The sequence below is a fragment of the Bacillus sp. FSL R5-0560 genome (assembly GCF_037966305.1).
Lineage (GTDB): Bacteria > Bacillota > Bacilli > Bacillales > Bacillaceae > Bacillus > Bacillus mojavensis.
In genome coordinates this window covers 1,417,035-1,443,137 of record NZ_CP150195.1, presented here as the reverse complement: position 1 = coordinate 1,443,137, position 26,103 = coordinate 1,417,035, and the positions used below count along the sequence as shown (strand labels likewise).

Annotated in this window: 29 protein-coding genes and 1 pseudogene; 6 read left to right on the top strand and 24 right to left on the bottom strand. The window is 43.8% G+C overall.

Going from position 1 to position 26,103, the window contains the following annotated elements:
- Window positions 1–5 precede the first annotated feature (5 nt).
- Both NST56_RS07485 and NST56_RS07480 read right to left on the bottom strand, forming a co-directional pair.
- Window positions 6–2,153 (bottom strand): glycosyltransferase family 39 protein, encoded by a 2,148-nt coding sequence (locus NST56_RS07485; RefSeq protein ID WP_339181085.1) that lies wholly within the window; start codon window positions 2,151–2,153, stop codon window positions 6–8.
- Between the two features lie 280 nt (window positions 2,154–2,433).
- A complete protein-coding gene (locus NST56_RS07480; protein WP_339181082.1) occupies window positions 2,434–3,384 on the bottom strand; it encodes a ring-cleaving dioxygenase in 951 nt (316 codons plus the stop codon).
- A gap of 394 nt (window positions 3,385–3,778) precedes the next feature.
- On the opposite strand from NST56_RS07480, the gene steT reads away from it, so the two are divergent.
- The 6 genes from steT to spoIISC all read left to right on the top strand — a co-directional run bounded on the left by steT (window position 3,779) and on the right by spoIISC (window position 8,252).
- Complete coding sequence (steT, locus tag NST56_RS07475; protein ID WP_339181080.1) at window positions 3,779–5,095, top strand: serine/threonine exchanger; 1,317 nt, start codon at window positions 3,779–3,781, stop codon at window positions 5,093–5,095.
- Between the two features lie 277 nt (window positions 5,096–5,372).
- On the top strand, window positions 5,373–5,990 hold the full coding sequence (locus tag NST56_RS07470) for a DUF47 domain-containing protein (RefSeq protein WP_010333926.1): 618 nt from the start codon (window positions 5,373–5,375) through the stop codon (window positions 5,988–5,990).
- Window positions 5,991–6,002: 12 nt separating this feature from the next.
- Complete coding sequence (locus tag NST56_RS07465; protein WP_010333925.1) at window positions 6,003–7,004, top strand: inorganic phosphate transporter; 1,002 nt, start codon at window positions 6,003–6,005, stop codon at window positions 7,002–7,004.
- 109 nt (window positions 7,005–7,113) lie between these two features.
- Complete coding sequence (locus NST56_RS07460) at window positions 7,114–7,860, top strand: type II toxin-antitoxin system SpoIISA family toxin (protein ID WP_010333924.1); 747 nt, start codon at window positions 7,114–7,116, stop codon at window positions 7,858–7,860.
- Window positions 7,860–8,030: a type II toxin-antitoxin system SpoIISB family antitoxin gene (locus NST56_RS07455; RefSeq protein WP_010333922.1), complete on the top strand. Its 171-nt coding sequence runs from the start codon at window positions 7,860–7,862 to the stop codon at window positions 8,028–8,030. Before NST56_RS07460 ends, NST56_RS07455 begins: the two co-directional genes overlap by 1 nt.
- Window positions 8,031–8,114: 84 nt before the next feature.
- Window positions 8,115–8,252, top strand: a complete 138-nt coding sequence (spoIISC, locus tag NST56_RS07450; RefSeq protein WP_326203297.1) for a three component toxin-antitoxin-antitoxin system antitoxin SpoIISC — start codon at window positions 8,115–8,117, stop codon at window positions 8,250–8,252.
- 36 nt (window positions 8,253–8,288) lie between these two features.
- Here the strand turns inward: spoIISC and NST56_RS07445 are convergent, their stop codons facing one another.
- From NST56_RS07445 to NST56_RS07340, 22 genes and pseudogenes are all read right to left on the bottom strand, one after another.
- Window positions 8,289–9,182 carry an N-acetylmuramoyl-L-alanine amidase gene (locus tag NST56_RS07445; protein ID WP_339181075.1) on the bottom strand — a complete coding sequence of 298 codons (894 nt, stop codon included), beginning with the start codon at window positions 9,180–9,182 and terminating at the stop codon, window positions 8,289–8,291.
- Window positions 9,183–9,194: 12 nt separating this feature from the next.
- Entirely contained in the window at window positions 9,195–9,458 is a 264-nt protein-coding gene (locus tag NST56_RS07440) for a phage holin (protein WP_010333919.1), read from the bottom strand.
- Window positions 9,459–9,469: 11 nt separating this feature from the next.
- The gene (locus NST56_RS07435; RefSeq protein WP_010333918.1) at window positions 9,470–9,739 is read right to left on the bottom strand and encodes a hemolysin XhlA family protein; all 270 of its coding nucleotides are present in this window, start codon (window positions 9,737–9,739) and stop codon (window positions 9,470–9,472) included.
- 55 nt (window positions 9,740–9,794) lie between these two features.
- The gene (locus tag NST56_RS07430; RefSeq protein WP_339181072.1) at window positions 9,795–10,634 is read right to left on the bottom strand and encodes a phage portal protein; all 840 of its coding nucleotides are present in this window, start codon (window positions 10,632–10,634) and stop codon (window positions 9,795–9,797) included.
- Window positions 10,635–10,677: 43 nt separating this feature from the next.
- Entirely contained in the window at window positions 10,678–10,842 is a 165-nt protein-coding gene (locus NST56_RS07425; protein WP_268446437.1) for an XkdX family protein, read from the bottom strand.
- Window positions 10,839–11,168, bottom strand: a complete 330-nt coding sequence (locus NST56_RS07420; RefSeq protein WP_339181068.1) for an XkdW family protein — start codon at window positions 11,166–11,168, stop codon at window positions 10,839–10,841. The genes NST56_RS07425 and NST56_RS07420 overlap by 4 nt, the downstream gene beginning before the upstream one ends.
- A gap of 10 nt (window positions 11,169–11,178) precedes the next feature.
- Window positions 11,179–12,990: a terminase gene (locus NST56_RS07415; protein ID WP_326333700.1), complete on the bottom strand. Its 1,812-nt coding sequence runs from the start codon at window positions 12,988–12,990 to the stop codon at window positions 11,179–11,181.
- 39 nt (window positions 12,991–13,029) lie between these two features.
- Window positions 13,030–13,296 (bottom strand): annotated as a pseudogene (locus NST56_RS07410) (terminase); the annotation flags it as partial.
- Window positions 13,297–13,298: 2 nt separating this feature from the next.
- Window positions 13,299–13,571: a hypothetical protein gene (locus NST56_RS07405; protein WP_339181065.1), complete on the bottom strand. Its 273-nt coding sequence runs from the start codon at window positions 13,569–13,571 to the stop codon at window positions 13,299–13,301.
- Window positions 13,568–14,146: a YmfQ family protein gene (locus NST56_RS07400; protein ID WP_339181062.1), complete on the bottom strand. Its 579-nt coding sequence runs from the start codon at window positions 14,144–14,146 to the stop codon at window positions 13,568–13,570. The genes NST56_RS07405 and NST56_RS07400 overlap by 4 nt, the downstream gene beginning before the upstream one ends.
- On the bottom strand, window positions 14,130–15,176 hold the full coding sequence (locus NST56_RS07395) for a baseplate J/gp47 family protein (protein WP_339181060.1): 1,047 nt from the start codon (window positions 15,174–15,176) through the stop codon (window positions 14,130–14,132). The genes NST56_RS07400 and NST56_RS07395 overlap by 17 nt, the downstream gene beginning before the upstream one ends.
- Window positions 15,169–15,594 (bottom strand): DUF2634 domain-containing protein, encoded by a 426-nt coding sequence (locus tag NST56_RS07390; RefSeq protein ID WP_326130602.1) that lies wholly within the window; start codon window positions 15,592–15,594, stop codon window positions 15,169–15,171. Before NST56_RS07390 ends, NST56_RS07395 begins: the two co-directional genes overlap by 8 nt.
- Window positions 15,595–15,651: 57 nt before the next feature.
- Window positions 15,652–15,918: a DUF2577 family protein gene (locus NST56_RS07385; protein ID WP_339181057.1), complete on the bottom strand. Its 267-nt coding sequence runs from the start codon at window positions 15,916–15,918 to the stop codon at window positions 15,652–15,654.
- Window positions 15,918–16,895 carry a phage portal protein gene (locus tag NST56_RS07380; RefSeq protein ID WP_168747511.1) on the bottom strand — a complete coding sequence of 326 codons (978 nt, stop codon included), beginning with the start codon at window positions 16,893–16,895 and terminating at the stop codon, window positions 15,918–15,920. The genes NST56_RS07385 and NST56_RS07380 overlap by 1 nt, the downstream gene beginning before the upstream one ends.
- Window positions 16,896–16,910: 15 nt before the next feature.
- A complete protein-coding gene (locus NST56_RS07375) occupies window positions 16,911–17,570 on the bottom strand; it encodes a LysM peptidoglycan-binding domain-containing protein (RefSeq protein ID WP_229147958.1) in 660 nt (219 codons plus the stop codon).
- Complete coding sequence (locus NST56_RS07370) at window positions 17,563–21,561, bottom strand: transglycosylase SLT domain-containing protein (RefSeq protein ID WP_339182117.1); 3,999 nt, start codon at window positions 21,559–21,561, stop codon at window positions 17,563–17,565. Before NST56_RS07370 ends, NST56_RS07375 begins: the two co-directional genes overlap by 8 nt.
- A gap of 1,317 nt (window positions 21,562–22,878) precedes the next feature.
- Window positions 22,879–23,019 carry a hypothetical protein gene (locus NST56_RS07365; RefSeq protein ID WP_072692631.1) on the bottom strand — a complete coding sequence of 47 codons (141 nt, stop codon included), beginning with the start codon at window positions 23,017–23,019 and terminating at the stop codon, window positions 22,879–22,881.
- A gap of 41 nt (window positions 23,020–23,060) precedes the next feature.
- Window positions 23,061–23,507: a phage portal protein gene (locus NST56_RS07360; RefSeq protein WP_003327445.1), complete on the bottom strand. Its 447-nt coding sequence runs from the start codon at window positions 23,505–23,507 to the stop codon at window positions 23,061–23,063.
- Between the two features lie 89 nt (window positions 23,508–23,596).
- Complete coding sequence (locus tag NST56_RS07355; RefSeq protein WP_003220592.1) at window positions 23,597–24,040, bottom strand: phage tail tube protein; 444 nt, start codon at window positions 24,038–24,040, stop codon at window positions 23,597–23,599.
- 1 nt (window position 24,041) lies between these two features.
- Window positions 24,042–25,442, bottom strand: coding sequence for a phage tail sheath family protein (locus NST56_RS07350; RefSeq protein ID WP_326191926.1), 1,401 nt, complete (start codon window positions 25,440–25,442; stop codon window positions 24,042–24,044).
- Entirely contained in the window at window positions 25,442–25,654 is a 213-nt protein-coding gene (locus tag NST56_RS07345; protein ID WP_268505440.1) for a hypothetical protein, read from the bottom strand. Before NST56_RS07345 ends, NST56_RS07350 begins: the two co-directional genes overlap by 1 nt.
- Before the next feature lie 2 nt (window positions 25,655–25,656).
- Window positions 25,657–26,097, bottom strand: a complete 441-nt coding sequence (locus NST56_RS07340) for a hypothetical protein (RefSeq protein WP_010333903.1) — start codon at window positions 26,095–26,097, stop codon at window positions 25,657–25,659.
- Window positions 26,098–26,103: the final 6 nt, after the last annotated feature.

Below are 26,103 nucleotides of genomic sequence, written 5' to 3'. Positions count from 1 at the left end.
TCCTCCTATTCATCAGCATTTAGTTCGTATAATGTAGCTGACTGGTTCATTCCGCCAGGCCCGCCGCCCATTTTGCCGGTTTGGCCTGAAGCGTTTGCCGTACCTGATGAATCAGTCTGATCAGAGCTTGACTGCCATTTATCAGAAGAAACTTTCTTGCCGTTTTCTTGAACCCATTCGACAATTTCATTGTTTCCGCCTTTCCCCATTCCTGAAGCCAAGAAGTATTTCACTTTTCCTTCTTTTACGAGCTTTTTAAATTGAGTCAGCGTGATGGCCGGGTCAGAACCGCTGAATCCGCCGATCGTCATGACGGCCTTTTTCGTTTTAATAATATACGGAGCCGCTGTGTTTGAATCAGTTGTCGCGAATAAATATTCCGCTCCGGAGCTGTTTTCTTCTAAATACTCAATCAATTTTTCATTTACACTCGACTCGTTCATTCCCATGCCTTTTCCGCTGCTTGAAGCGAGCTGCGGCCCTGTTTCAGGAAGAGAGCTGTTCCCTCCGTACAGGAGAGGTGTGCTTGCCCAATAAATCGGCATCACAAGCAATACAAGAAGCCCTGCAAGTGATATATAATATGTGAGCGGTTTTTGGCGCTGTTTTAAAATCAGAAGAGCAATGGCAGATAACGCACCGATAACTCCTACGCCGATACTCCATCCAACACTGATTTGATCGTTGTAGTTTCTCAGAATAAACAATTCAAATCCCGTTGTGGCAACCATCGCCGCCGGCAAAAGCCAAGACTTCCAGCCTGTATGGCTTCGGTATAACTGAACGAGCGCAACCCACCCAGCTCCGACAAGTGCAGCAATCGGCGGCGCCAGCATAATGAGATAATAATGATGGAAAAATTCTGCTACACTGAAGAATCCGGCAATCGGCACAAGCCATGCAACCCAGAACACCGTCTCCTTCTGCTCAACAGATAATCTTCTTCTTTCTCTCGCGCCTGCAATCAGCAAGCCTGCCATTCCAAAAATCGCAAATGGCAGCAGCCAGCTGATTTGATCAGATAGTTCTTGTTGGAAGAGCCGAAGCGGACCAGGTGTTCCCGTTCCGAACATTCCTGTACCTGATTGCATTTTCGATCCGCCTGAACCGCCCTTACCTCCGTCGCCGCCAGGTCCGCCTTGTCCGTCATCTCCTCCGCCGTTTGGAGGGCCTCCTTGACCGCCGCTTGGCATTTCCCCATTGGATGGCGGTGCCGTCATATTGCCATTTGCAGATTTGTCATCGTTTGATGAGCTGCTGCTTGTTGACTGATTAGGCGGTGCCTGAGCGTCAGATGAACTGTTCTCCGAAGAAGGCATTTCTTTTGCTGCGTCTTTGCTTGACCCGCCCTGACCGCCGCCGGAATTTTGCCCTGTCAGCCGCTGAATTCCGTTGTATCCGAAAGCCAATTCCAAAACAGAGTTGGTCTGGCTGCTTCCGACATAAGGACGTTTGCTGGCAGGGATATTGTCAACGATGAGCGGCCATGATAACGAAACTGCCGCTAATACGACTAATGCACTTCCTAGTGAAATGATTTTTTTCTTGACTGTGGCATTTGCGGCAATCAGGTAGAACAATAAGAAAGCCGGTAAAATCATATAAGCTTGAAGCATTTTTGTGTTGAAACCTGCACCAACTACGAAAAATGCTGCTAACAGCCAGATCAGCTTTCCTTTTCTGATGGCTTTAAAGAGAAGCCATGTAGCCAGCAATAAGAAAAATACCAGTAACGCATCAACATTATTTGTCCGGGCGACAGCCACCGCAATCGGTGTGCATGACATGATGAAAGAGGCGATCCTTGCTGCCGTCTTACCGAATGTCGGTTTTATTAACAGATACATTAAAAGGACAGAACTTACACCAGCAAGTGCCTGAGGCAGGATGACGCTCCAGCCGTGCATACCGAATATAAGGGCGCTGATGGTTTGTATCTGGAACGTAATAGGCGGTTTATCAACCGTTATAAACCCCGCCGCGTCGAATGAGGCATAGAAAAAATTATGAAAACTTTGCATCATACTTGTGACGGCAGCGGTGTAATAAGGATTCACCGTATCGTCATTCCAGATGTTATAGATATTTAAGAATGCAGATGCGAGCAAAATGAGGATCAGGAAGATGTCCAGCTCGCGCTTTTTCGTTTCCACGTGTGTCTTCACTCCTTTTCGTCTACCTTTGAAATAGTGTAACAAGCAAATGTGAAAAAACTATTAATAAACAAAGGCAATAGTTTTGCCGAAACCAATTCATACGATCTGTCCATAAAAACAAAGGTTTTTGAGTCTTTATCCTGATTCAAATCTGATATTTTCTACCTAATCAGCATGCGGTATATGTCAAAATTTAAAATATTAATAAAAACACACCCGTTTTTGAACAAAAAAAGCCTTCCGGTGACGCCGGAAGGCAAAGAATCACAATATATCGTTATTGAATCGGCTTCAGTCTTGCTTCAATTTCCTCTCTTCTATGCTCAAGATAAGGCGGAAGAGCGATGGTTTGGCCAAGCTCATCAATTTCTTCGTCAACCATAAAGCCCGGACCGTCTGTAGATAACTCAAACAGAATGCCGTTCGGTTCTCTGAAATACAGCGCCTTGAAATAGTAGCGCTCAACGATGCCTGAGTTGCTAAAGCCTTCCTGGCTGATGATGCGGTGCCATCCGGCAAGCTCTTCTTCATCTCTCACGCGAAATGCGACATGATGGACACTTCCTTTTCCTTGACGTTCGCGCGGAAGATCATTTCTTTCAATTAAATGGATTTCTGTGGCCGCACCGCCTTCTCCAGATTCTAAAATGACCGCTGTTCCCTGTCCTTCAACCGGCTCCCGGCTGATCTCTGTAAATCCAAGAATATTGGTTAATACGTGTAAGGTTGGTTCAGCGTATGGCACTGTCAGTTCAACAGGCCCTAACCCGCGAAATGAAACTTCTTCCGGAATGCCGCTTTGTTTAACAGGCAGACCATAACCTTTTCCTTTCTCATCAGCAGTCAGCACAAGGCGCTGTCCTTCATGATCTTCGAACGCCAATATGTCACGTCCGGCTCTTTGGGCGATACCGCTATGCGCCACCTGATGCTCTTCAAAACGTTCTTTCCAGTAATGCAGCGCGTCTGTGCTTGGAACACGTAATCCAATCGAAGAAATACTGTTTGTTCCCGCATGAAACGGCGCAATGCGGGGAATCTCAAAAAACGTCAGTTCCGTTCCCGGATTTGCCACTTCATCTCCGTAGAATAGATGGTACATCGTCGGTTCATCTTGGTTTACGGATTTTTTGACAAGTTTTAAACCTAAAACTTTACTATAGAAATCCAAATTTTTTTGTGCGTCAGCTGTTAATGCGGACACGTGGTGAATGCCGTTGACTTTCATATGCTGTCCCTCCAGGTCAATTTATCTCGATTTCAAGATATTATATCAAAGATGTCTATTTATTTTCCTAATTACAAGATATTTTATTCACATACGAAAGTCAACATATCAGCTTCATCTGGGTCCGGCATCCTGCTAAGTCCCGCCGCCAGCCATTTATTGTGTTCATTCTCCACTTGAACACCCTTCATAAAACACGAACAATACAAAAGATTATACTCACCTTTATTCGTTTAAAGAGATAAAAAATAGACGTTTTCACAGATTTCACGAATGTAAATATAGCAATTATCGAAAATCAGAAAATTTATTTTATTTCAGTTTTCTAAAATAGGGTTTACAATATGAAAAATAGATTCTTCATCACGAAGCTTCATCATAGGAGGTTAAGGACATGCATAATGAAGAAAACGGTTTGAAAAAAGAGATAGGCCTCATGTTTGCCCTTACTCTTGTTATTGGAACCATTATTGGTTCCGGCGTTTTTATGAAGCCCGGCGCTGTGCTCGCTTATTCAGGAGACTCAAAGACTGCGCTATTTGCGTGGCTGTTAGGCGGTATATTAACGTTGGCAGGCGGACTGACGATTGCAGAAATCGGTACGCAGATTCCGAAAACAGGCGGACTTTACACGTACCTTGAAGAAGTTTACGGCGAGTTTTGGGGATTTTTATGCGGCTGGGTGCAGATTATTATTTACGGCCCGGCGATTATCGGTGCACTCGGTTTATATTTTGGATCTTTAATGGCAAATCTTTTTGGCTGGGGTTCAGGACTATCAAAGGTAATCGGTATTATAGCAGTTATTTTTTTATGTGTGATTAACATTATTGGTACAAAATACGGCGGTTTTGTTCAAACACTGACTACGGTCGGAAAGCTGATTCCGATTGCCTGTATCATTATTTTCGGTCTTTGGAAAGGCGATCAGCATATCTTTACGGCAGTAAACGAAAGCATTTCTGATATGAATTTCGGGGCAGCCATTTTGGCTACATTGTTTGCTTATGACGGATGGATCCTGCTTGCGGCTCTCGGCGGAGAAATGAAAAATCCCGAAAAGCTGCTGCCACGCGCAATGACGGGCGGATTATTAATTGTAACAGCAATTTATATTTTCATTAACTTTGCATTGCTTCATATCCTGTCTGCGAACGAGATTGTGACACTTGGAGAAAATGCAACAAGCACTGCTGCCAGCATGCTGTTCGGTTCAATCGGTGGAAAGCTGATCAGTATCGGAATTATTGTCAGCATCTTCGGCTGTTTAAACGGAAAGATTCTTTCTTTCCCGCGTGTGACCTTTGCAATGGCTGAACGAAAACAGCTGCCTTTTGCTGAGAGATTGTCCCGCGTGCACCCGACATTCCGCACACCATGGATTGCAATTTCTTTCCAAATTGCTGTAGCGATTATCCTGATGCTCATCAGCAACCCTGATAAGCTTTCTGAAATCTCTATTTTTATGATCTATATCTTTTACGTAATGGCCTTTTTTGCAGTATTTATTCTTCGGAAACAAACAAAGGGAAAAACGCGTGCTTACAGTGTTCCGCTTTATCCGTTCATGCCGATATTGGCAATCGCAGGTTCATTCTTTGTATTGGGAAGCACACTCATTACAGACACATTAAGCTGCGGATTATCAATTCTCATCGGCCTGGCCGGACTCCCTTTGTATTATTGGATGCAAAAACGAAAAACCAGCTAAAAAAAAACGGTTCCCTTGTTTAGGGAATCGTTTTTTGGTGAATCAGAAGATAAATGTTGACAAAAAAAACACAACTTTTGATATACTTTTTACGTTAACCAGAAAGATTTTGCAAACTTGGTTCGTTTTTTTGAGATGAAGTAGGCCAAAATAAGGAGACACGTTTTACTGAAAAAGTCAAGCCGCGTTTTTTTCGACTTTTCCTGTTTTTTTTCGACAAAAGGCTATATAATAATTTGATGTGTGCATTGTTCATTCAAACTATGGAGGGTTTTTAATGATAAGAAGAAAAAAAGATAAGTTCTCACTCCTTTTAACAGAAATTGCAAAGAACATAGACGAAACTGCAGAATATTTTTTGAATTTTAAGGTCACTAACCAAACGACGCTTAAAGAGTTTGCAGACACGTTAAAGGAATATGAAACAAAAGGTGACAATCATGTTCATGTCATGATCAAAGAGCTTAACAAAGCATTCATCACTCCTATTGAGCGCGAGGATATCCTTCAGCTGACAAACAGCCTGGATGATGTGCTTGACGGAATCGAACATTTCTCTGCCATGATGGAGATTTTCTCAATTACTTCATCAGACGAGCATATCGATAAATTCAGCGGCTACATCAGAGAATGCGCGAAAGAAATTTTAATTACCATTGAGCTGCTGGCAGAAAACCGCTTAAAGGATATTCAGCCTCACGCGATCAAAATTAAAGAGTATGAGCACAGCTGTGACAACCTGCACAGAAAATCATTAAAGAATCTTTTCGGAAATGAAACAGATCCAATTAAAGTCATTCAATATCGTGAAATTTACGAAACGCTTGAGGAAATTGCCGATTCTTGCCAAAGTGTTGCCAATAATCTTGAAACCATTATTATGAAAAACGCGTAACGAGGGATAAAAATGGATATTCTATTTATATTAACGATACTAATTGTCATTTTTGCTCTGGCGTTTGATTTCATCAACGGGTTTCATGATACGGCGAACGCAATTGCGACTTCAGTATCAACAAAAGCGTTAAAACCGCGCCATGCCATTATAATGGCGGCAGTGATGAACTTTGTCGGAGCAATGACGTTTACAGGTGTTGCCAAAACCATAACGAAAGATATTGTAGACCCTTATACTTTGGAAAATGGCTCTGTTGTTATTTTGGCTGCTTTAATCGCAGCAATAGCGTGGAACCTGCTCACTTGGTATTACGGCATCCCAAGCAGCTCATCCCATGCCATCATCGGGGCGATTGCCGGTGCAGCCGTTGCGGCAGCCGGATTTACTGCGTTAAATTATAAGGGCTTCATTAAAATCATTGAGGCACTCATTTTATCACCAATTATTGCCTTTGTCCTTGGTTATATTCTTTACACCATCGTCAAGCTGATCTTCAAAGACAGCAATTTGGCGAAAACGAACAAGCAATTCCGCAGAGTGCAGATTATAACTGCTGCCCTGCAATCGTATACACACGGAACAAACGATGCGCAAAAAGCAATGGGAATTATCACAATGGCTCTCATCACAGCAAATTTACATACTTCTGCTAATGATATTCCAACCTGGGTGCAATTCGCCTGCGCGACAGCCATGGGTCTCGGAACTTCAATCGGCGGATGGAAAATCATTAAAACCGTTGGCGGAAAAATCATGAAGATTCGTCCGGTAAACGGTGTATCCGCTGACTTAACCGGGGCAGCCATTATTTTCGGCGCCACATTTATTCATTTGCCGGTCAGTACAACCCACGTCATATCTTCATCAATCCTTGGCGTCGGTGCATCACACCGGGTAAAAGGCGTAAACTGGGGCACAGCTAAGCGGATGCTCATTACATGGGTCATCACGCTTCCAATTTCAGCGACACTTGGTGCCATCGCCTACTTTATCTTAAATATGATTTTTTAATGTCTCACCGCTTCTGTCAAAGGAGCGGTTTTTTTGATGAAACAGGAAAACCAGCCGCATTTCTAGAATACAATAATCAGAACCTATTTCAGATGCGAGGGATTGATGTATGCTTTTATTCTTTCAAATCATGGTCTGGTGCACTATGGCCGCTTTAGGCTTTTACGTATACGCCACGTGGCGGTTCGAAGCGAAGGTCAAAGAAAAAATGTCCGCCATCCGAAAAACATGGTATTTGCTGTTTGTTTTTGGTGCCATGATATACTGGACATATGATCCCTCTTCCCTGTTCACAAACTGGGAGCGGTATGTGATTGTCGCTGTCAGCTTTGCTTTAATTGACGCTTTTATCTTTTTGAGTGCTTATGTTAAAAAGCTGGCCGGCAGTGAACTGGAAACAGACACAAGAGAAATTCTCGAAGAAAACAATGAAATGCTCCACATGTATCTCGATCGGCTGAAAACATACCAATATCTATTGAAAAACGAACCGATTCATGTTTATTATGGAAGTATAGAAGCATATGCTCAAGGAATTGATAAACTGCTGAAAACCTATGCTGATAAAATGAATCTGACAGCCAGTCTTTGTCACTATTCGACACAGCCTGATAAAGACCGGTTAACAGAGCATATGGAGGATCCCGCTGACGTACAAACGAGGCTGGATCGAAAGGATGTCTATTACGACCAGTATGGGAAAGTAGTGCTCATTCCCTTTACAATCGAGACACAGAGCTATGTCATCAAACTGACGTCTGACAGCATTGTAACAGAATTTGATTATTTGCTTTTCACATCATTAACGAGCATATATGATTTGGTGCTGCCAATTGAGGAGGAAGGTGAAGGATAATGGAAAACGCGTTTCAAAACGGATGCCATCCACAGGCAAAGAAACCGTTCAAAATCCTGAAAAAACGTTCAACCACCAGTGTCGCAAGCTATCAAGTCAGTCCGCACACAGCAAGAATCTTCAAAGAAAACGAACGGCTGATTGATGAGTATAAACGAAAAAAAGCATGATCACACTAAAAGGACAAGGGAAAACAGCTCTTGTCCTTATTCCTTTTCTTAAGGGGCTACATATAATAAAACAAACAGAGGATAATGTCAGGTGATACAGTGAAAAAATTGGTGCGGCGTGTGAAGTTTGTTGATTACGGAAGATTTGGTCTTTCCGGGTATTCGCTTCGGGTGAGAGAGCGGAGTGCGGGAATTCTAAAAAAATTGAGGAAGAAAAAATAAATCCCGGAGCAACTCCGGGATTTTTATGTTCTTTCATCAGCTTAATTGAGCAGCGATCTTCGCTTTTGTCGCAGGTCCGTAGATACCGTCGGCGGTTAGACCGTTAACAGACTGAAAACGCGCAACCGCGTCAGCAGTTTTCGGCCCGTAAACGCCGTCAATCCCGTTGTTCACAGCTCCTTTATCAGGATAAAAGTAGAGAGCCGCCAGCGCTCGTTGCACCTGAAAGACGTGTTCGCCTGAGGTATATGGTGTTGTCAGTTGAATGATGCCGTCAGGGAGCGGATAGAGTTCTGGCTCTACAGCGGACGAGGGGGCACTTACAATTAACACTTGACCTACTTGAATGAAATTTGGATCTTCGATATTGTTCCACTCTTGCAGCTGAGCTACAGTGACACCGAACGCTCTCGCTATGGATGTAAGTGTGTCACCTTGTTTCACGATATAAGTTTGGCTGCCGCCACCGCCAATTCCCGCTTTAAACGAGTCCCACGTATCCAACAGTTTGCGAGGGCATTCCTTCCCTGACCAATATTTGTGAGGCACCACGTTAGCGAGGCTGATAGCGTGTTCAGCCATCAATGTTTTGATCAGCCACTGGGCATTAGCAGTTGCTTTTGCAAAGTCGCCATCCGCATTTTCACAAATTTCAATCCCGATAGAAGCTCGGTTGCCGCTTCCGTTCCCGTCTCCTGCATGCCAGCCGTTTTCATTTAACGGCAGATGCTGATAAATCTCTGTATCATCAACTGTAAAATGCCAGCTTGTTGCCGTATCAGGGTTTTTCAAATAGCGGGCATGCGCTTGGGCGTCTGCGCCTGCTGCCGTGTTCGCTGTATTGTGTACGGTAATATAAAGAGGTGTCATCGCGTAGCATGGGCGGTTATTGGCACCGACCGGAATAAAGTCTTGAATAATGTTAACCATTTTCATCTCTCCTTATTTCGTCAGATTATTTTCCTTTAGCAAGTCGCGTTGCTTTTTCCCTTTTTCTGTTACATAGTTGTTTTTAAACCAAGCTGCTAGTGTTGTCCCAATTGTGAAGATCACTGATCCTGCTGAATACAGAGCATCTGCAAGCTGATTCACCTGCTCTTCCTGTATATCCAATGGTGATTTGCCAAGCATCAGCATGCTCTGGTTGATGAGCGCAAGCAAAAGAAGCACCGTCCTAGTGACCGTGCCTTTATCATACGTTTTCATGATAATCCCCCTTAATGCTGCAGCAGGTTGTACATAATGGCGATGGCTCCGCCGATGATCCCTGTGCACACTGCTGTGATGATGGCACCTGTGATGGTGCGTTTAATCCATGTTGTGTTCTCTTCAATTTTGTTCAATTTTTCGTTCAGCGTCATGATTTGCTGGTCTTGCCGGTCAGACACTCGTTCTAATGCGGAGACCCTCTGCTCCAGCGCTTTTTGTCCACCTTTTATGTCTGCTAAATCCTGCTGAAAGACATTAACATCTATGTCTTGCTGCATCATTCACTCCTCCTTTACATACGAATCACCTCCTTCCCGAGGCCAATTGCAATGGTTAAGAGACCGCGGTTCCTTTAATTGATAGGCTCCCGCCGGTCATGCTGGCAATCTCCATCACGATCTCCTTAAAGCCTTTAATATCAAAGGACCAAGCCTCATCCTTGCCTAAGGTGCTGCAAGCGGCAGAAGCATCATCCGATTTCACACCTTTAATTGGAAGTTTCTGTCCTGACAAAGATTTTCCCCAAAATTTCACCTCACTCGTTTCCGCTGTGCCGAATACTTCAACCAGTAAATGCAAGGCGCCTTCTACGGGTAAGGCAGCACCTTCGCCAGCCGACTCGGCATTCTCATGAAAAACAAAATCAATTGTTTTGCCGGCCTCCACTTTCAGCCGTCCGTCATCTGTCTGATTTTCCTTGAAATCAATTTGCAAAGGAAGATTTTCATTTAAGCGTACGTCCAATTCACCTGCGCCGACTGATTGATATAACACAAACTCCGATTGCTGGAGATTTCCGTTCACATATCGGAAGCGGTAATAGCGTTTAGAAAGGTACACCCAGTCTGTCGCTGTCAGAACACCCGCAGCTACATAGACAGCTTCCGTCGTTGTCCAAACATTGTTATTGTCGCTTTCTTCTATAAAGAGCGTACCTTCACGATCTGCATATGCACAGCCCTTTACTTTCGAAATCAGAACTGCGCCAAGCCGGTCTTGTCCGAGCTGACTGTATGCCTCAGTGGCCTTTAGCGCGGCATTTGTTAAAATCTCCGCTACACCTGACAGATTCGAAACAGGTGTGACAAAATCGGTTTTTTCTCCTCTATACGGCTTCACAGCTCCAGCTTTTCCAGTCTTATCGAGAGGAAACTCATATTGATACTTGACCATTTTTATCCTCCTTTTCATGTAAAAACGAGCAAAATAAAAAAGCCTACATGGCTTTACCGGTAATTTCTTCATACTGGTCAGAAGTGATCAGTTTTTTGTTCACGCCTTCTGCCAGATCCTCTTTAGAACAATCTTTAAATGCGATGGCCTGCTTCACCATATCTGTCGTCGCCCAATCATAATGTAAGGCAAGCACCCAATAATTCATTCAGCACGCTCTCCTTTCAAAAATAATAATGAAAGCTTTATATCTGACAGCTCGCTCCCCAACGTTTTGTTTAGCTCTTCAAGCTGCTTGCGTGCCAGCTTTTCCTGCGACAATTCCTGAGCTAGTACCTCCACCTGATCAGGCGGCTCGTACGGCGGTTTTTCTTGCGATTCCTCCCACCAGGCTTCCAGCTCTTTTTGCGTCGGGATCGGGGCACGCAGGTTCCATTTTTCAATATAGGAACCATTTCCGTCATTCCGCAGCTCGAAATCCTTTCTTGGCACAGCGTCAGGGTATTTGTACATGATTGCGTCGTATAATATCATTTTGCACCTCCTATAGTGTAGGGAAATTTCGGCCTCCGAGTTCTAGGATATCAAAGTAATTTTTACTAATGGACGTATCATCAACAATATAACGAGTTTCTGTACCTGTATATCCTACATAGACGTAGATTTCAACATAATCACCCGCATTAAGCGATACCGCAACCGATCCTGTAACAGTTACATAAAATTCTTTTGAATCACTATTATCTTTAGGAGCTGGCGTTCTAAACTGATTCATTAATTTATATTGCGAACCATTCACATACGTATACAACTCAAAATTGGAATACTGTAATGTATTTTGAAAATATAAGCTGGCATTAACCAAATACATACCAGCGTGACTTGCTACAAATCTACTGTTCGATGGATCATACAGGTTATTGCTATCCTTCAATACATTTTTAAATAATATTTTATTTTGTTCCCCTTTATTCAGCGCTTGTTTACCTGTTGTTTTTGCAATCATATGCCCGAAACCAGAGATTTTTTCCCAAGGAGTCCATCCTGAACCAGACCACCAGTGACGTATCCAGGTTCCGGTATTGTTTGCATATACACTTGTTTCATTACCTGTACCATAAAAATATTGTGTAAAACGATAATTACTATATTTTTCATTTTTCACAATTCCATAGCCTAGCGGATAACCTGTTGTATTTCCTTGGCCAATATCCATAAAGGTAAGTCCTGGCGGATAAGATTCTCCACCAGTTCTTGCGTCTTGAATTGCATTAGAACCTGTAAGAATGGTTAGTTTCTGATTTGAGTAGTTTGTATCTACATAGTTTTTTGCATCAGTTAAGGATTTATCAACCTTTGTTTGAGCACCGCTTTCAGTTTCAACTTTATTCCATCCTTGCCAATCCAAATTAGCACCAAGATAATTTGTAAACATGTTATTCCTATAATCAATAGCGACTACGTACCCAAAAGTTCCATTCCCATCACTATCAGTAGCTGTAAAATGAAAAAATCCTCTTGTAGATAAGGCAGAAGGTGCATTAGTCGGTTTTCCAGTAGAATAAAAAGTTCCAAACTTCTCTCCAGTTTGAACAATTTTACTTAGGAAATCATCTGCGTCACCTATTGAAACTAGAACCCCGCCCGTATCGTTCGTAATTTTAGACAACTGACCTGCATTCCATTTGTTCCGTTCCTCTGTCGTAATATGAGCTGTTGAGTCCTTGGCATGATTAGATACTTTAGATTGTGCTCCCACAGTTGTTTCTAGTTCTGTCCACTCAGACCAGTTCCCTCCAGATATTGTCTTTCGATAAGTTTTATTTGTATTATCAAAAGCAATAATCTGGCCGTAATTTCCGGTAGCATTAACTGTCCATATGCCTCTAAGTGCAGTACCAGGACCATTGATTGTATTAGAAGCAGATGTAAAATGAACCATTCCAGTGTTCTTTGGTACAATTTCATGGAAATCATCGGTTTCATTTAAGTATAGTTTTCCTTGACCATTATCCGCTGTTATTTTAAAAAGCTGGCTGTTGTTCCATTTATCCTTCTCCGCTTGTGTTACGTGTATATCCGACTTGGCGGCATGAGCGTTCACCTTTGTTTGAGCACCATTTGTTGTCTCCAATTCAATCCAATCTGACCAGTTGCCATTTGATAACGTTTTGCGATAGGTTCTATTATCATTTGTCATCACAATAACATGCCCATATAACTTACTATCACTGCAAGTCCAAAATCCCCTTCCTGATCCACCCGGAGAATTTAAAGGTGAGCCACTGTAAGAAAAATAAGTCAATGTAGGATAGTTCAACAGTTCCGTATGGAAATCACTCGTGATATTGAACATAGGTTGTCCATTATCATTTGTAATCTTAGATAACTGTCCACTGTTCCATTTCACCCTCTCTTCCTCTGTAATATGCCGCACCTGATCTTGCTCATGTTCATCAAAATCCTTCTTCGCCGCCTGCTGCACGTTATCCACGTTCCCCAGCCCAATTTGCGCCTTTGTTGTGTTGTGGGGGTTGTTCATGTCGTTTTTGTGGGCGGCCAGGTCTGTGTGGGCGTCTTTTATGCCTTTTTCCCAGCGGTTGACGTCATCTTCGTTGATGGGATCGTCCGGGAGCCAGTCTGTTTTTTCTTCGTATGCCATGTTTACACCACCTCAAAGATAAATCTGAAATCAAGTGTTCTGTTTTCGCTGACGTCCAGGTCTGTTTTTCTTTCTGTAATGACATTGCCCAGTTCGTCAACAATTTGTACCGTTTCGATATGTTTAATATCTTCCTCACGTTTTGTCAGAACAGTCACTTTTGCACCGTCAATGGTGAGCTCCACTATTTCTGTTTCTTGGCCGTTAAGCAGCACGTGATGAATCCTGCTTTTCAGATCGGCAGCTGTGCGTTCTCTGTATATGGTTGAAATCAAGTTAAGACCACCTCATTATTGTTAAGGGTGACAGAATATCCGACCTTCAGCTCACTGGCTGTTCGGTATCTTCGATGATTCAGGATGACTGTGTCCTTTATTTGGAGCGTCTCATTTAATCCGCCTCTGAGCGTATACGCCAGATGTGCCGGCTTCATATTTTCCAATGCTTCGATCAGCTCATTCATGTGCTGGAGATCATCAATATTGATGTCTACATTAAAGCGGTATTCACCGGGCAGCAGGCGGACTTGTGCTGACGGTTTTTTTAAGAAACGATTCACCGCTTGCTCAATGGCCCGGTATGTGATTGGCGGAATGTTCGACATTTTTGAAATGAGCCTCAATCGCCTGATTTCATCGGTGTCTCCCGATTCCCGCGGCACGTTTAAAATCTTTTCCCAGCGGCTGAGCCCCCATGTTGCTGTTGGCACGAATAACTGGTCTGTCAGATCAAATATGCTGTTATTTTGTTGTTCAAACTCAGGCGCTTCCGCTTTCAGCAGCTCCGACATTTCTTTAAGGCTGGTGAGAAACGGAGGCAGATAGGCTCTCATGTCATCTTGTTTGCTCAATGATCTTCACCTGCCCAAGCTTAGGGATTTCTACGTCGCTCAGCACTAAATTTTCGGAAGTGCCGTTGATTTTAATATTGGAATAATCACTGACAGACGGCGAATTATAGACGATATTATTAATTTGAGAAAGGCGGATGACATTGTCTTCAAACGCCATTTTCTTAAAGAGATTTAAAACGCCCTTCTCAATTTCTGACTTCACTTCATCAATTGAGTGATTGATCTCTGGCAGCACCTCGGCAGAAATCTCAACTTCCTTCCAGACCGCGCTTTCCACTGTGACAACGGCTCCGATTGGCGCCTGCCCCTCGCCCTGACCGGGCTCAGGGTCAATATAGTCTTTCACTTTTTGAATTAAGATTTCAGAAGCCGGCTCAAGGTTGGCATTCGTGACGACAATTTTAACCGTCCCGTCTCCGTTCCAAAGCGGAAAGATCTTCGCCTTCCCTACTCCGTCCACTTCTTCAGCCCATTCTTTGTAATGCATTTTGTTAGCGCTGACAGCCTCGCGACGAACCCTCGTAAAATACCGTTCTCTTAAACTATCGTCTCCTTCTTCTTCACGCCCCGGAATCAGAATCTCTCTGACAATCGCTTTTTCCAATCCCGGGATAGTATCCAGTGACAACAAATTGCGTCCGGTCAGATTGGCGTTTCCTGCTTCTCCCGGCGTTTCACAGACCAATGTCCCATCTCCTGTATATTGAAAATAAAGATTATCCACGTAGAAGCGGGAGCCTTCAGGAATTCTGACGCCAGCTGTGAACTCTCCTGCTCTCACTGCCTTTGTTGCAGCTGTCCGTTCAATCCCCGCTTCCGCAGCGCGCCGGTCCAAAAACTCTCCTTGCGCGGTATCAGAAAACACAAGCTCGAGCACGGTGTCCAGCCATATATACGACTTCGCAAGCTCGGCTGCCGCTGGGGCTAATGCGTTATAAATAACGCTGCCTTCTCTCGTGTCAATATCTGCGGAGATGCTGTTCAGCATACGCTCCATTATCTCTTCAAAGGTCTGATTTTCAAACATCTGCGCCAATCACCTCCTCAATCTCAAGCGATCCTTCATCTGTCTCGACTACAAAGGAAACATGAAACGCATCGCCTTGTTTTTCTATCTCAAAATCTGTTACAGCGGAAATCCGGTCATCATAAACAAGTGCCTCTTCTATGAGCCTTGGAATCTCCATTTTTTTGTAGGCATCAGTCGTCTCATGATCTGTAAGCACGTCCTGCAGCTCATTTCCGACATTATGGCTGTATACGGAGTACGCATATCGTTCTGTTTGTAAGGCGATATACACAAACTGTCTGATCGCTTCCAGCCCGGTAATCAGCTCATTTGTAATTCTTCCGTTTTCAAAATCTATTTTGTATGTTTTAGAGGTTTCAATGACTTCGCTGTCATCTTCGATATCCTCAAACTCCACTTCTGGTGTCAGGGCCATGATGCCCACTCCTTTTTACAAGCTAAATAAAAACCCCTTCATGCCGAAGCGGTTTGTCTATACTTTATCTAAAATAAAAAACGATTGCCCGCCAGTCAGAGCCGCGGCCATGACGCGATCCCCCGGCTCGATTGCATCGTCTCCTCCGGACTGCATCCGTTTTGGGATGATGAGGGCGTCAGCCGGTATGATCAGTTTGCTGTTTTCTTTTAATTTGATTTCAACAGGCGAAACCGAAACCACCTCAGCAGGGAGCAGCTCCACCGGAGATTCAGCATCAACCGCACCGACGGCCAAATGTTTAATGGCTTCACTCAGTCTCATCAGGAAACCCCTTCCGGCATCGTATTCTTCTCGACTACATCAATGGTCATCGTATGTTTCGTTCCTTTAAACTCGTGCCGATCTGTATCTACCCAGTAGGTTTTCTTAATCCCGGCCTCCGGAATGGAAATATAAACAGGCAGGCCGCTCTGCACTTCTGGAATGCCGACTGCCTGAATATTTTTCAGTTCTTTTTTTACGCCCTTTTTTTCGGCAAGGCGTACGTCAGCTCTCTGCTGAAGCTGCGCCTGGTTAATTTCGTCTGTTACAGTCTCCGTATATTGAAGCACGCCGTATTTGTTTAAGCCTGAACTGTCCTTCGCAGACGCTTTATACGTCTTATTGTCCTTCTGCCGACGGAGCACCACCCTTGTTGCCGTGTCGTTTATAGACGTGCTGTATTGGTAGCCCGTAATATTGACTCCGGTTTCCAGCACCCATACCTCTGCCGGATCTGGCCAAGCGCGCAGGCCGAGCTTTCCTTTTTCCGAATACAGCTGATAATTCCGTCCTGTCTGGCTTTTCGTCTGTTTCAACGCTTTTAAGATGATGTCATACAGGGTCGTATCATTTTTAATGACAAGGCTTTTGATCGTATGGCCTGTGTTCGCAATCGAGGCTGTCGGTATCTGAAAATCATTGGCAATCCTCCTGATCATCTGGTCAGCACGCTGGTTGGAAAACACGTACACATCCTGATTTTTGACCAGATATTGCAGCATATCGTAAGCACTGAAGGCAAGCGTATGTTCATCAGGCGTTCGGGCGAAGACGGTCCCGCGGAAAAGCTCTTTTCCCTTCCATTTAAACAAGACGGTATCTCCTTCTGTGACGCTGTAATACGTATGGTCGCCCTGTTTGATGACGATGGTCGCTTCTATGGAGCGCGGCGCCTGAAAGCGGTGCCCCTCCAGCGACACGCTTTCCGCTACCAGCTCAAGCCATTCTGTATCTTTAATGACAAACAATTCTATCATCATACATCACCTGTCTCATTGCGGTATCTTTAATTTTTGGCCGGGAAAAATCCAGTGGCCCGGCTGCCTGATATTTCGTTTGCTTCGTTTAATCATGGCTGTTTTATTGGCATTCCAAATTTTGCGCCATTGCGTGCTGTTCCCGTAAAATCTGCCGGCAATGTCCCAAAGCGTGTCTCCCTTTTTCACTGTATAGGTTTTCGGAGACGCCTTCGACGGGCGTTTTGCCTTTGTTTTTTTCTTCTGCTTGATTTTTCGGGGTGATGCGGTTTTGTATTCTTTTAATTGAATATCAAACGAGCGATCACCGATATCCTGCTGACCTTCGCTATAGGAAAAACCTTCAATGCTGCAAGTCAGATTCACTTTAGTTCCCGTAATCAAAAACTGGACCGGTTTTTTGGCCTTCATCCATTTTTCAATTCTTGTTATCGCATTTTCTGGCGACGGGAAGTTTTGATATTCTGCTATCGGACTGTATTTCTTCGGAAAAAACGAAGAGAACGAAATTTCTTTCGCTCCCTGTTCGTCAATAAATGTAAGGTCACCAAACTTGGCTACTTTAACCGTCTCATTCTGAACCGTATTTGAAATATTCAGCTGGTCGGGAAGAACGGGGAGCCGCAGCTTGTCCTTCCCTTGTGAAATCCAAAATTCATATACGGATTTAGTCAAACGCAACGACTCCCTTCGTTCCAATATTGATATCCTTTTGCAGTTCGTCTATTAGCGCCTGCTTGATTTTCGCTGCAAGGGTTTCGGCGTCTTGTCCATTATGGAAGTGCTGGTCACCGTTAAATTGAATATATATATCTTTTGATCCCGAAACTGCTGCCGTTGGCCGGCTAGCTGAAGTAACAGCGGAAACTTGTCCTGATGAAAGCTCAGACTGCTGGGATTGAGATGGATCTGTTACTTCCATTCCTAAAGCTTGGGCTGCTCTCTGAAGGAGGTAGCGGCCGCGTATGCCTCGCTCCTCCGGAATGATCCATTCCCGCTTGTTTCCTTCACCGACACGGGCGATTTGTTCTTTTGTGATCAGTCCGCCGTTGGCATATCCAACATACGGTCCGCCACGTTTCAAGCTTTTAATACCAGGCACATTGTCAATTGATCCATATCTGCTTTTGATATAGCCGATTGCGGCAGCTGCATTGTGAATCGGGTTTCTAATGTTACCCATGCCTGGCGCTTTATGTGCATTAAATGTAGTCGGTATCGTCTGCATAAGCCCTTGTGATGGATTTCCCGCCTTCGCGTTACTATCCCACAGGTTAATAGAGTTTGGATTTCCACCAGATTCATACTTTGCAATTGTCATTAACCCTGGAAGCCAGTTTAATGGTGTCTTTGTGGCCATCATTGCAGCCATAAGCCACTGTTTCACATTTCCTCCCACTGCTCCCATTCCAGAATAAGCAGCAGCCAGTGAACCGGCTTGCTTTTCAGCGTATTTTTTCACATCGACAGAATCCAGGCCTTTTACAACACCGACAGAGGCAAAGCGGCCGAGACTCATCATAACTCGAGAAGGCGAATGAATATCCAGCTCTTCACGGAATGCCTTCTCAACTTTTTTGGCCAGTTCCTTGGCGGCTTCGTGGACTTCACTTGCTTTTGAAGTCATACCTGATACAAAATTCGCGATCATACCGGTTCCCCAGCCGTTTGATGATTCTTTAGATCGCAAAAACGGCTTATTCACATGTGTATTTACATATTGATCAGTACCGGTTTGGGAACTATTTTGTCCTGAAGCAAACCCTTTGATTGTACTGCTTCCCCATGATGAAGATTTGTTTACAGTAGCTTGGAACGGTGTTTTGACTTTCGTCTGAAGGAAGCCGTCTGTTCCGGTTGCTGTGCCGTTTTGCCCCTTAGCATATCCGCTTACCATCTGTTTTCCGTAATTTGGTGAAGAAGAAGTCATTTGTGTAAATGGCGTATTGATGTTTTTCTTTTTCCAATCTTCCATTTTAACCGGCTGATTGCTGATGCCTTTACCAAAGCCTTCTGAAAATTGCTGTCCAAGTGTGGACGCTTGCCCTGTCAGATTTGCAGTCTCCATTGATGGAGAGGCTGATCCTGATAACGGACTGGCAGCAGCTCCTCTTGAAACAGCTACCGGGCTTCCAGCAGAAGACGAAGCGGTTCCCATATTGTCTACGACTTGCATACCAAGTTTAGACGCCGCTTGTGAGAGAAGCATTTTACCTCTGCCTCGGTTATTATCAACTGGGATAACGAATTCCTTGCCGGCTTCACCGATCCATGAAATGGTTGGTTTGGTGATATAGCCGCCTGTGGCATTTTTTTCAGTTTTAGTTTTTTCTCCTTTATAGTCATCCGGGTCTCCTCCGCCAGTTACGAAGTTGACAATGCTTGAGACAACGCCGCCTGCTTTATCCCAAATTTTCTTTACCCAGCCGAACGCTTTAGAAAAAGCATCCGAAACTGTTTCTCCAACCTTAGTAAGAGGTTCTTGAATATTCTTTTTAAACCAGCCGCTCAGACCCTTCCAAATGTTCTTGACCGTATCTAAAGCTTTTTGGAAAGCATCAGATATTCCCTTGCCTACATCTAAGACTGTATTTTTAACTGGGTTCCAAACTGTATCCATGAACCATCCTGATACTGTACTGAAAACACTCTTAATCTTATCCCAAGCGCCCGTCATTTTATCCCAGATAGTGATTGCCGCTCCGATAACAGCCGATTTGACTGGCTCCCATACATTGCTCATAAACCATGAAGCAACTGCACTGAACACATTTTTAATCGTAGTCCATGCGTTTACAATTTTAGACCATATCGCTGTAGCCACACCGACAACCGCGGATGATACCGGTGTCCAAACATTATCCATAAACCATGTTGCCACGGTACTAAAGATTGTTTGTATCGTGGTCCATGCGTTTACAATATTTGACCATATACTTGTAGCCACACCCACAACTGCGGATGATACTGGTGTCCAAACATTGTCCATAAACCATGTTGATACAGTTCCCCAAATACCCTGAATGGCTGACCAAGCATTTTGCGCTCCCTCTGTAATGCTGTTCCATGTATCATTCAGTGCGCCGGCATCAAATGCCTTCCCTAAACTTTCACCACCGAAAGTGCCGGCAATTCCTCCTACAACACCGCCAATAGCGGTTCCCACTCCAGGCACAACGCTTCCAATAGCCGCTCCGGCAGCTGCTCCGGCTAAACCTCCGCCGGCTGAACCTACTTTTTCACCGGCATTATCCTTATTGATTCCAGCTAAGTCAGTTAGAGACAAAATTTCGCCTAATCCCGGTATTCCTTTTGCGGCTCCTTTTAAACCCTTCAGTCCGCCCTTCAAACCTTTTGATTCTCCCAATGTTTTCAGAAGGCCTGAAAAACCTTTGCCTGATCCGCCTTTAGCTGCTTTTGCCGATTTAGGCGTATTCACAGGATTTGATTGATTGCCTTTCTTTGATGAACCGTTTCTATTTTTGACTTTTTTGCTTTTGCCTGTGCTGATACCGGCACAACAGCATCCGCAAGCTCCGCCCCATTTGCCGCCTGATTTCTTCGATTTAGAACCTGACACTTTTTGGTTCATCGAAGGTTTTTTAGTGCGGTTTGAGTTGTTTGAAGTTGATTGATTTGTATTGGCTTTTGAGGCTTTTTGTTTGCCTTTGCTTCCGCTGGATTTGCCGCCAAGCAGTCCTCCAAAATCCAGATTCCCCAGTTTTTCAGCAATGCCTTTTATCATTTTTTCAAAAAATTCCGCTGCTTTTTCAATAATTTTATCAGGGCTGAATTTCTCAAATTTTTTCGCGATTTTTGAGACAATATTATCAAAAAACTTTTCTGCTTTATTCGCGATTTTATCTGGGTTGAGGAAATCGAATTTTTCAGAGATTTTGTCAACAATATTTGTTACAAAGTCTTCCGCTTTAGTGAAAATTGCGTCCGGACTGAATTTACTTACGATATCATCCACTTTTTTCATAAAGGAGTCTGTAAAATTGTCCAGTTCGTTAAAAATGGTTTCTGGACTGAATTTACTTACGATATCGTCCACTTTATTCATAAAGGAATCCGCAAACTTATCTAGTTCGTTAAAAATGGTTTCTGGGCTGAATTTACCTACGACATCGTCCACTTTTTTCATAAAGGAATCTGCAAACTTATCCAGTTCGTTAAAAATGGTTTCTGGGCTGAATTTACTTACGACATCGTCCACTTTTTTCATAAAGGAATCTGTAAATTTATCAAGCTGCTTAAAAATGGCTTCAGGGCTGAACTTACTTGCGATTTCGTCTACTTTTTTCATAAAGGAGCCTGTAAACTTGTCAAGCTGCTTAAAAATGGCTTCAGGACTAAATTTACTTGCGATTTTGTCCACTTTACCCATGAATGATGTTGTGAACTTATCCAGCTGTGCCAGAATTGTTTCTGGACTGAACTTTGTCGCAATTGCATCCACCTTACTCATAAACGATGTTGTGAACTTATCCAGCTGTGCCAGAATCGTTTCTGGACTGAACTTTGTCGCAATTGCATCTACCTTACTCATAAACGATGTTGTGAACTTATCCAGCTCTGTCAAAATTGTCTCTGGACTGAACTTTGTCGCAATCGCATCCACCTTACTCATAAACGATGTTGTAAACTTATCCAGCTCTGTCAAAATCGTCTCTGGACTGAACTTCGTCGCGATTTCGTCCACTTTTCCCATGAACGATGTTGTAAACTTATCCAGCTCTGTCAAAATCGTCTCTGGACTGAACTTCGTCGCGATCTCATCCACTTTTCCCATGAACGATGTTGTAAACTTATCCAGCTCTGCTAAAATCGTATCCGGACTGAACTTCTCAGCTAGTGCAGTCATTTTAGATGTAATGGATTCTGTGTATGATTCTAATTTTGAGGTGATCGATTCGGGTGTAAAGTGTTCAAATTCCTTCAAAAAGGTATTTTTTAATTCCTCAATCGCGTTGCTGATACCGACTGTACCTTCACTAATAAATGAATCTAAAAGGCCTCCGCCTCCTGATTCTGCGGCTCCTCCAGCTCCTGGGTTCAATCCGTTGCAGCAGCACGCATTTTCTGCCGGAGTTTTTTCTTCGGGACCGAACACTTTATCTAATAATGCATAAAACTTATCATCCAGTATTTTTTCTGGATTAAATTTTTCAAACTTTTGGGTAACACGATCAATAACGGCTTCTTTATATTCAGTTACTTTTTCATCTAGCTTTTCTTTGATCTTCTTTTTGCCTTCTTCAACGAGGTTTCCCCAGAAGGAACCGCCTTCTTTTTCCTCTCCCTTTTTGCTCTCTGCTTTCTTAGCTGATGGGGAAGCTGTTTTCTCAACTGTCTTTAGTTTTCCAAAGCTATCAATTTTCTTCTGAAGTTCATCCAGCTTTTTTGATACCTGATCATTCAAAGTAAGCTGAATTAGATTATCTTTTTGTGTAAGTGCATCAATGCCTGCTGAAATGCGGCCGACTGTTTTCATGACGTGATCAATCACGCGTATCGTAACAGAGTAACCATTTTTAAGTGCGGTTTCCATATAACGCTGTATTTTTTGCACAGCTGGCGAAACTTGATCTTCCGCACTCAGCATAATCGTAAAGCCTTTGAAACCCGCAACGAACTCTCTTAATCGCTCAAACTTTTCTGTTGCTTGATCATTAGCGCCAATTTTAATAGATACCGATGCCGGCAATCCCTGCAATTGAGTTTGAACCTTCTGAATGACAGTGCTGGCGTTATCCTCAGCTGAAATGGATATCATTTGGGCCCCAAGCTTTTTCTTTATTGATTTTTGTATCCGATCAATTGTACTTAACACAGTTTTGCTTTCTTTTCGTATATCAATAGCGCTATTTCGCTGTGCCATTTTTCTATACTTTTCAAGTGCTCTGAACCCATTTTGTATCTTTCTTAACTTTTTGCTTACACGGTCTTCCATTTCAAATCTTGCTGTCAGCTTTGCCAATTACGATGCCCCTCCTTTCTTAGCTTGTTTTTCAAGGAGATCCAGCTTATATCCAATCAGTCCATACAAAAGCGCCTTAAAGTTTCTGGGCGCTTCATACAGTTCTAATAAATCCGATGGAGAATAATGAAGCTCGTGCATCGCATAGTAGAGATACACGGCTTCTTTATGCCCATCCTTGATTAGTTTTTTACTTCTTCTTCCAGATCCTCTAATTCATCTTCGAAACCATTAATCTCAATCGCTTTGTTGAGCCAGTTTGCGTATTCGCCTCCAACTGAGAGGACGCGTTTCGCAACTTCTACCGGGTCGGCCGTTTTGTAAGCTTCTCGAAGCTCTTTTGAACGGAAGTCCGGATAAACGGTTGATTCAACTGCGATTCGGGCATAAAAGCGCTGGCTGTCTAAATCTTTTACACGGCCTCTGCCTTTGACATTTTTATAAGTTGTTGTTTCTTTCTCTAATTCATCAATGCGCTCCGTCGTGATCGCTTTAAATATAAATGGTACGATGTCCCCTTTTTTATCAACAAAACGCTTAGAGATCGGCACTTTGATTTCTTCGGCTTCGATTGTTTTTCCCGGCATAAAAAAGGAAAGATCATATACGTTTTCGTTCTTCTCGCTCATGTAAAAAACTCCCTTATCTTTAAATTGATTTCATCATTAAAAAACAGACCTTTCTGAGAAAGGTCTGCGTATGGCTTGTTCAGTTTTGATTAAAACGTGTCAGAAAGCTTTTCAGGCACGTCGAAGTCTTCAAATGTAAACGGAACTTCTTCCTCTAATGCTTCTGAATCAACATCGAGGCTGGCGATTTTGGCGGAGTCGAAGTTTACATCGTAAAGTGTGACTCGTTCTGTGCCTCTTCCGGAGGACTTATCATCCAGCACAGCTTGCAGCGTAAAGTAAGGATCACTGCCTTTTTTGACGTAGTCCATCATCAGAATGACAAATTTTGATGTGACTTTGTAGAATGTCGCTGTGCCTGTTCCGTTTGCGCCTGTTGTTTTATGGCCTGTCATGCGGCGGCCCATAATGTTTACTTCAGACTTGTTTTTCTCCACATTTGCTTCAAATGTTTTGATATGCGCCATTTCTTCTCCATCGAGAAATAAGCGTCCTTCTTTACCTGAAATCGTGTTTTGTGCTTTTAATGCCATATTAGTTTACCTCCACATTAAAGTAGAATTTTTCTGCTGCGTCGACAGGCTGTACAGCCAGGTCAATCAAGAAGCCGTCACGATCCTCATTCATTGAAATTGTGATATCTTCATCAGAATCAAAACCGGTAATGCCGCCCGCATCCTGAAGCGTTGTCATGTATTGCGTAATCATCGTTTTCACATACTGAAGTCCGTCTTCTGACGCCGGAATATCGCTTCCGCTGCCTTTTCTTGATTTAATTAAGGCTTTCAGCTCGCGTGTTAAATCGTTATTGACGGCGTCTAAGACACGGACGATTTTGTTTTTCGCAAACTTCTTGTTTTTCTCAGCCGTAAACGTGACAAGTGAGTTAATGTCTTTTTCAACGCTTACCGATTTATCACGGGCGTCAAATGTGAATAAAAATTCGCCTTTGCCTAAGCGTTCCACAATCGTGTCGTGGTCAAGGCGGTTTAAGACATCAACGGCTCCTTCATACTCCACAAATGTAAGCGATTGGTTAAAGGTTGCTCCCGCACTTGCGCCTGCTACCCAAGCTGTTGCTTTGTCCGGTGTCACTTCTGTTCCGTCTTCCAGCAGCACACCTTCTGTCACGTTGATGATGCCTTCATAGTCACCGCTGTAGTTAGCTGTAACCCCTTGGACTTTTTGCCCTTGGCCGTCACGCAGACGCTTAATGAATGCGGCAAAGGTCGCCTTCAGCTGATCTCCTTCTGCAACCGGCAAAGCGATGACATCAAAGCTCTCCGTTTCAGCCGCAGCCAAGAAATCGGTATAGTCTGAGTTGACCGGGGCTTTATCTGTACCGCCGGATAAACGGATTCCCGCAGATGCGTTCAGCGTCTCGGCAGCCGTGTCTCCCTCTGATCCAGTCAGCGGAATTGAAGAGGAAAGATCTCCTGTTCCGGTAAATGTCACATAGCCGTTCGCTGTTAACTCTTCAGCTTTTTTGACAGTCTGTTTATCCACTTCTGATTCATCCATATACGTTGTGACATCAAATGCCGCTGCATCCAGTACATTTTCATTGATTCGGATGATGATGTCATTCCCTTTTGATCCGCCGTATAAAGCAGTCGCTTTAACGCCTTCGGCAATATCGGCAGATGCTCTGACGCCTTCAGTGAGACGGTACATCAATACCGTTTTCGCGTTTTTCTTCGCTTCACGCAACAGCAATAAAGATGGATCGTCGATGCTGAGACCCACTTTTTTGTTTAAATCCTCCACGCTTGAAATGGAGACGAATGTTTTCGCTTCGCCCCAGCTTGATGCAACCGGAAGTGCGACCGTCCCCCGTTCACCAAGTGACACCCGTTCCTGTGCCGTCGTTTTAAAATTGAAATAAATGCCTGCACGTTCCTTTTCTGTTCCTGCTGTAAATGTTCCGCCATTCATTATTGCATGACCTCCTTAGTTAAAAATGTTTGTATCAATTGACTGGCCTCTGATTTCGCCAGACGTGTTTTGTCCACGCCAAATAAAGCCCCCTGAAGGATCTCCGGCTTAACGCCGAACAGCTCCTTTGCGTGCTTGATCAAATCCGCTGTATCAAAAAGAGCTTCCCGGCTCTCTGTATGTACAGCCTTCACTTGTTTCTGCTTTGCCACCGCTACTTCACCCCGCTGTTCATGTCGATATCCTGTAAGACAGGCTGTTCTGTTTTGTGATAATAATATCGGCTGCTCCACCTGATCACCATGACCGCCTCGCCCCTGTCTCCTACCCTCGTCTCGATACGGGTGATGCGAACCATATCCCCCGTCTTCTCACCGGATTCACTGAGCAGCGGAACCATATTTCTCGCTTCTCTGATGGCATCCGCGAGCCTGTCCGCTTCATCCAGCGCCTGCACGGAGTCAAGATGAAACAGCTTCACATTGAGACTGTAGGTTTTTTTAAATGTGGAGACCGTATCTGTTTCTTCAAAAACAGATGGCGCAGGGACATATAAAGACGGCACTTGAAACTGATCAGGCAGCTGGCTTTCATAAATGGGAACAGACCACTGGCTGTACAAAAAAGCCATGATCGATCCTGTTTCGCTGTTCATCCCGCT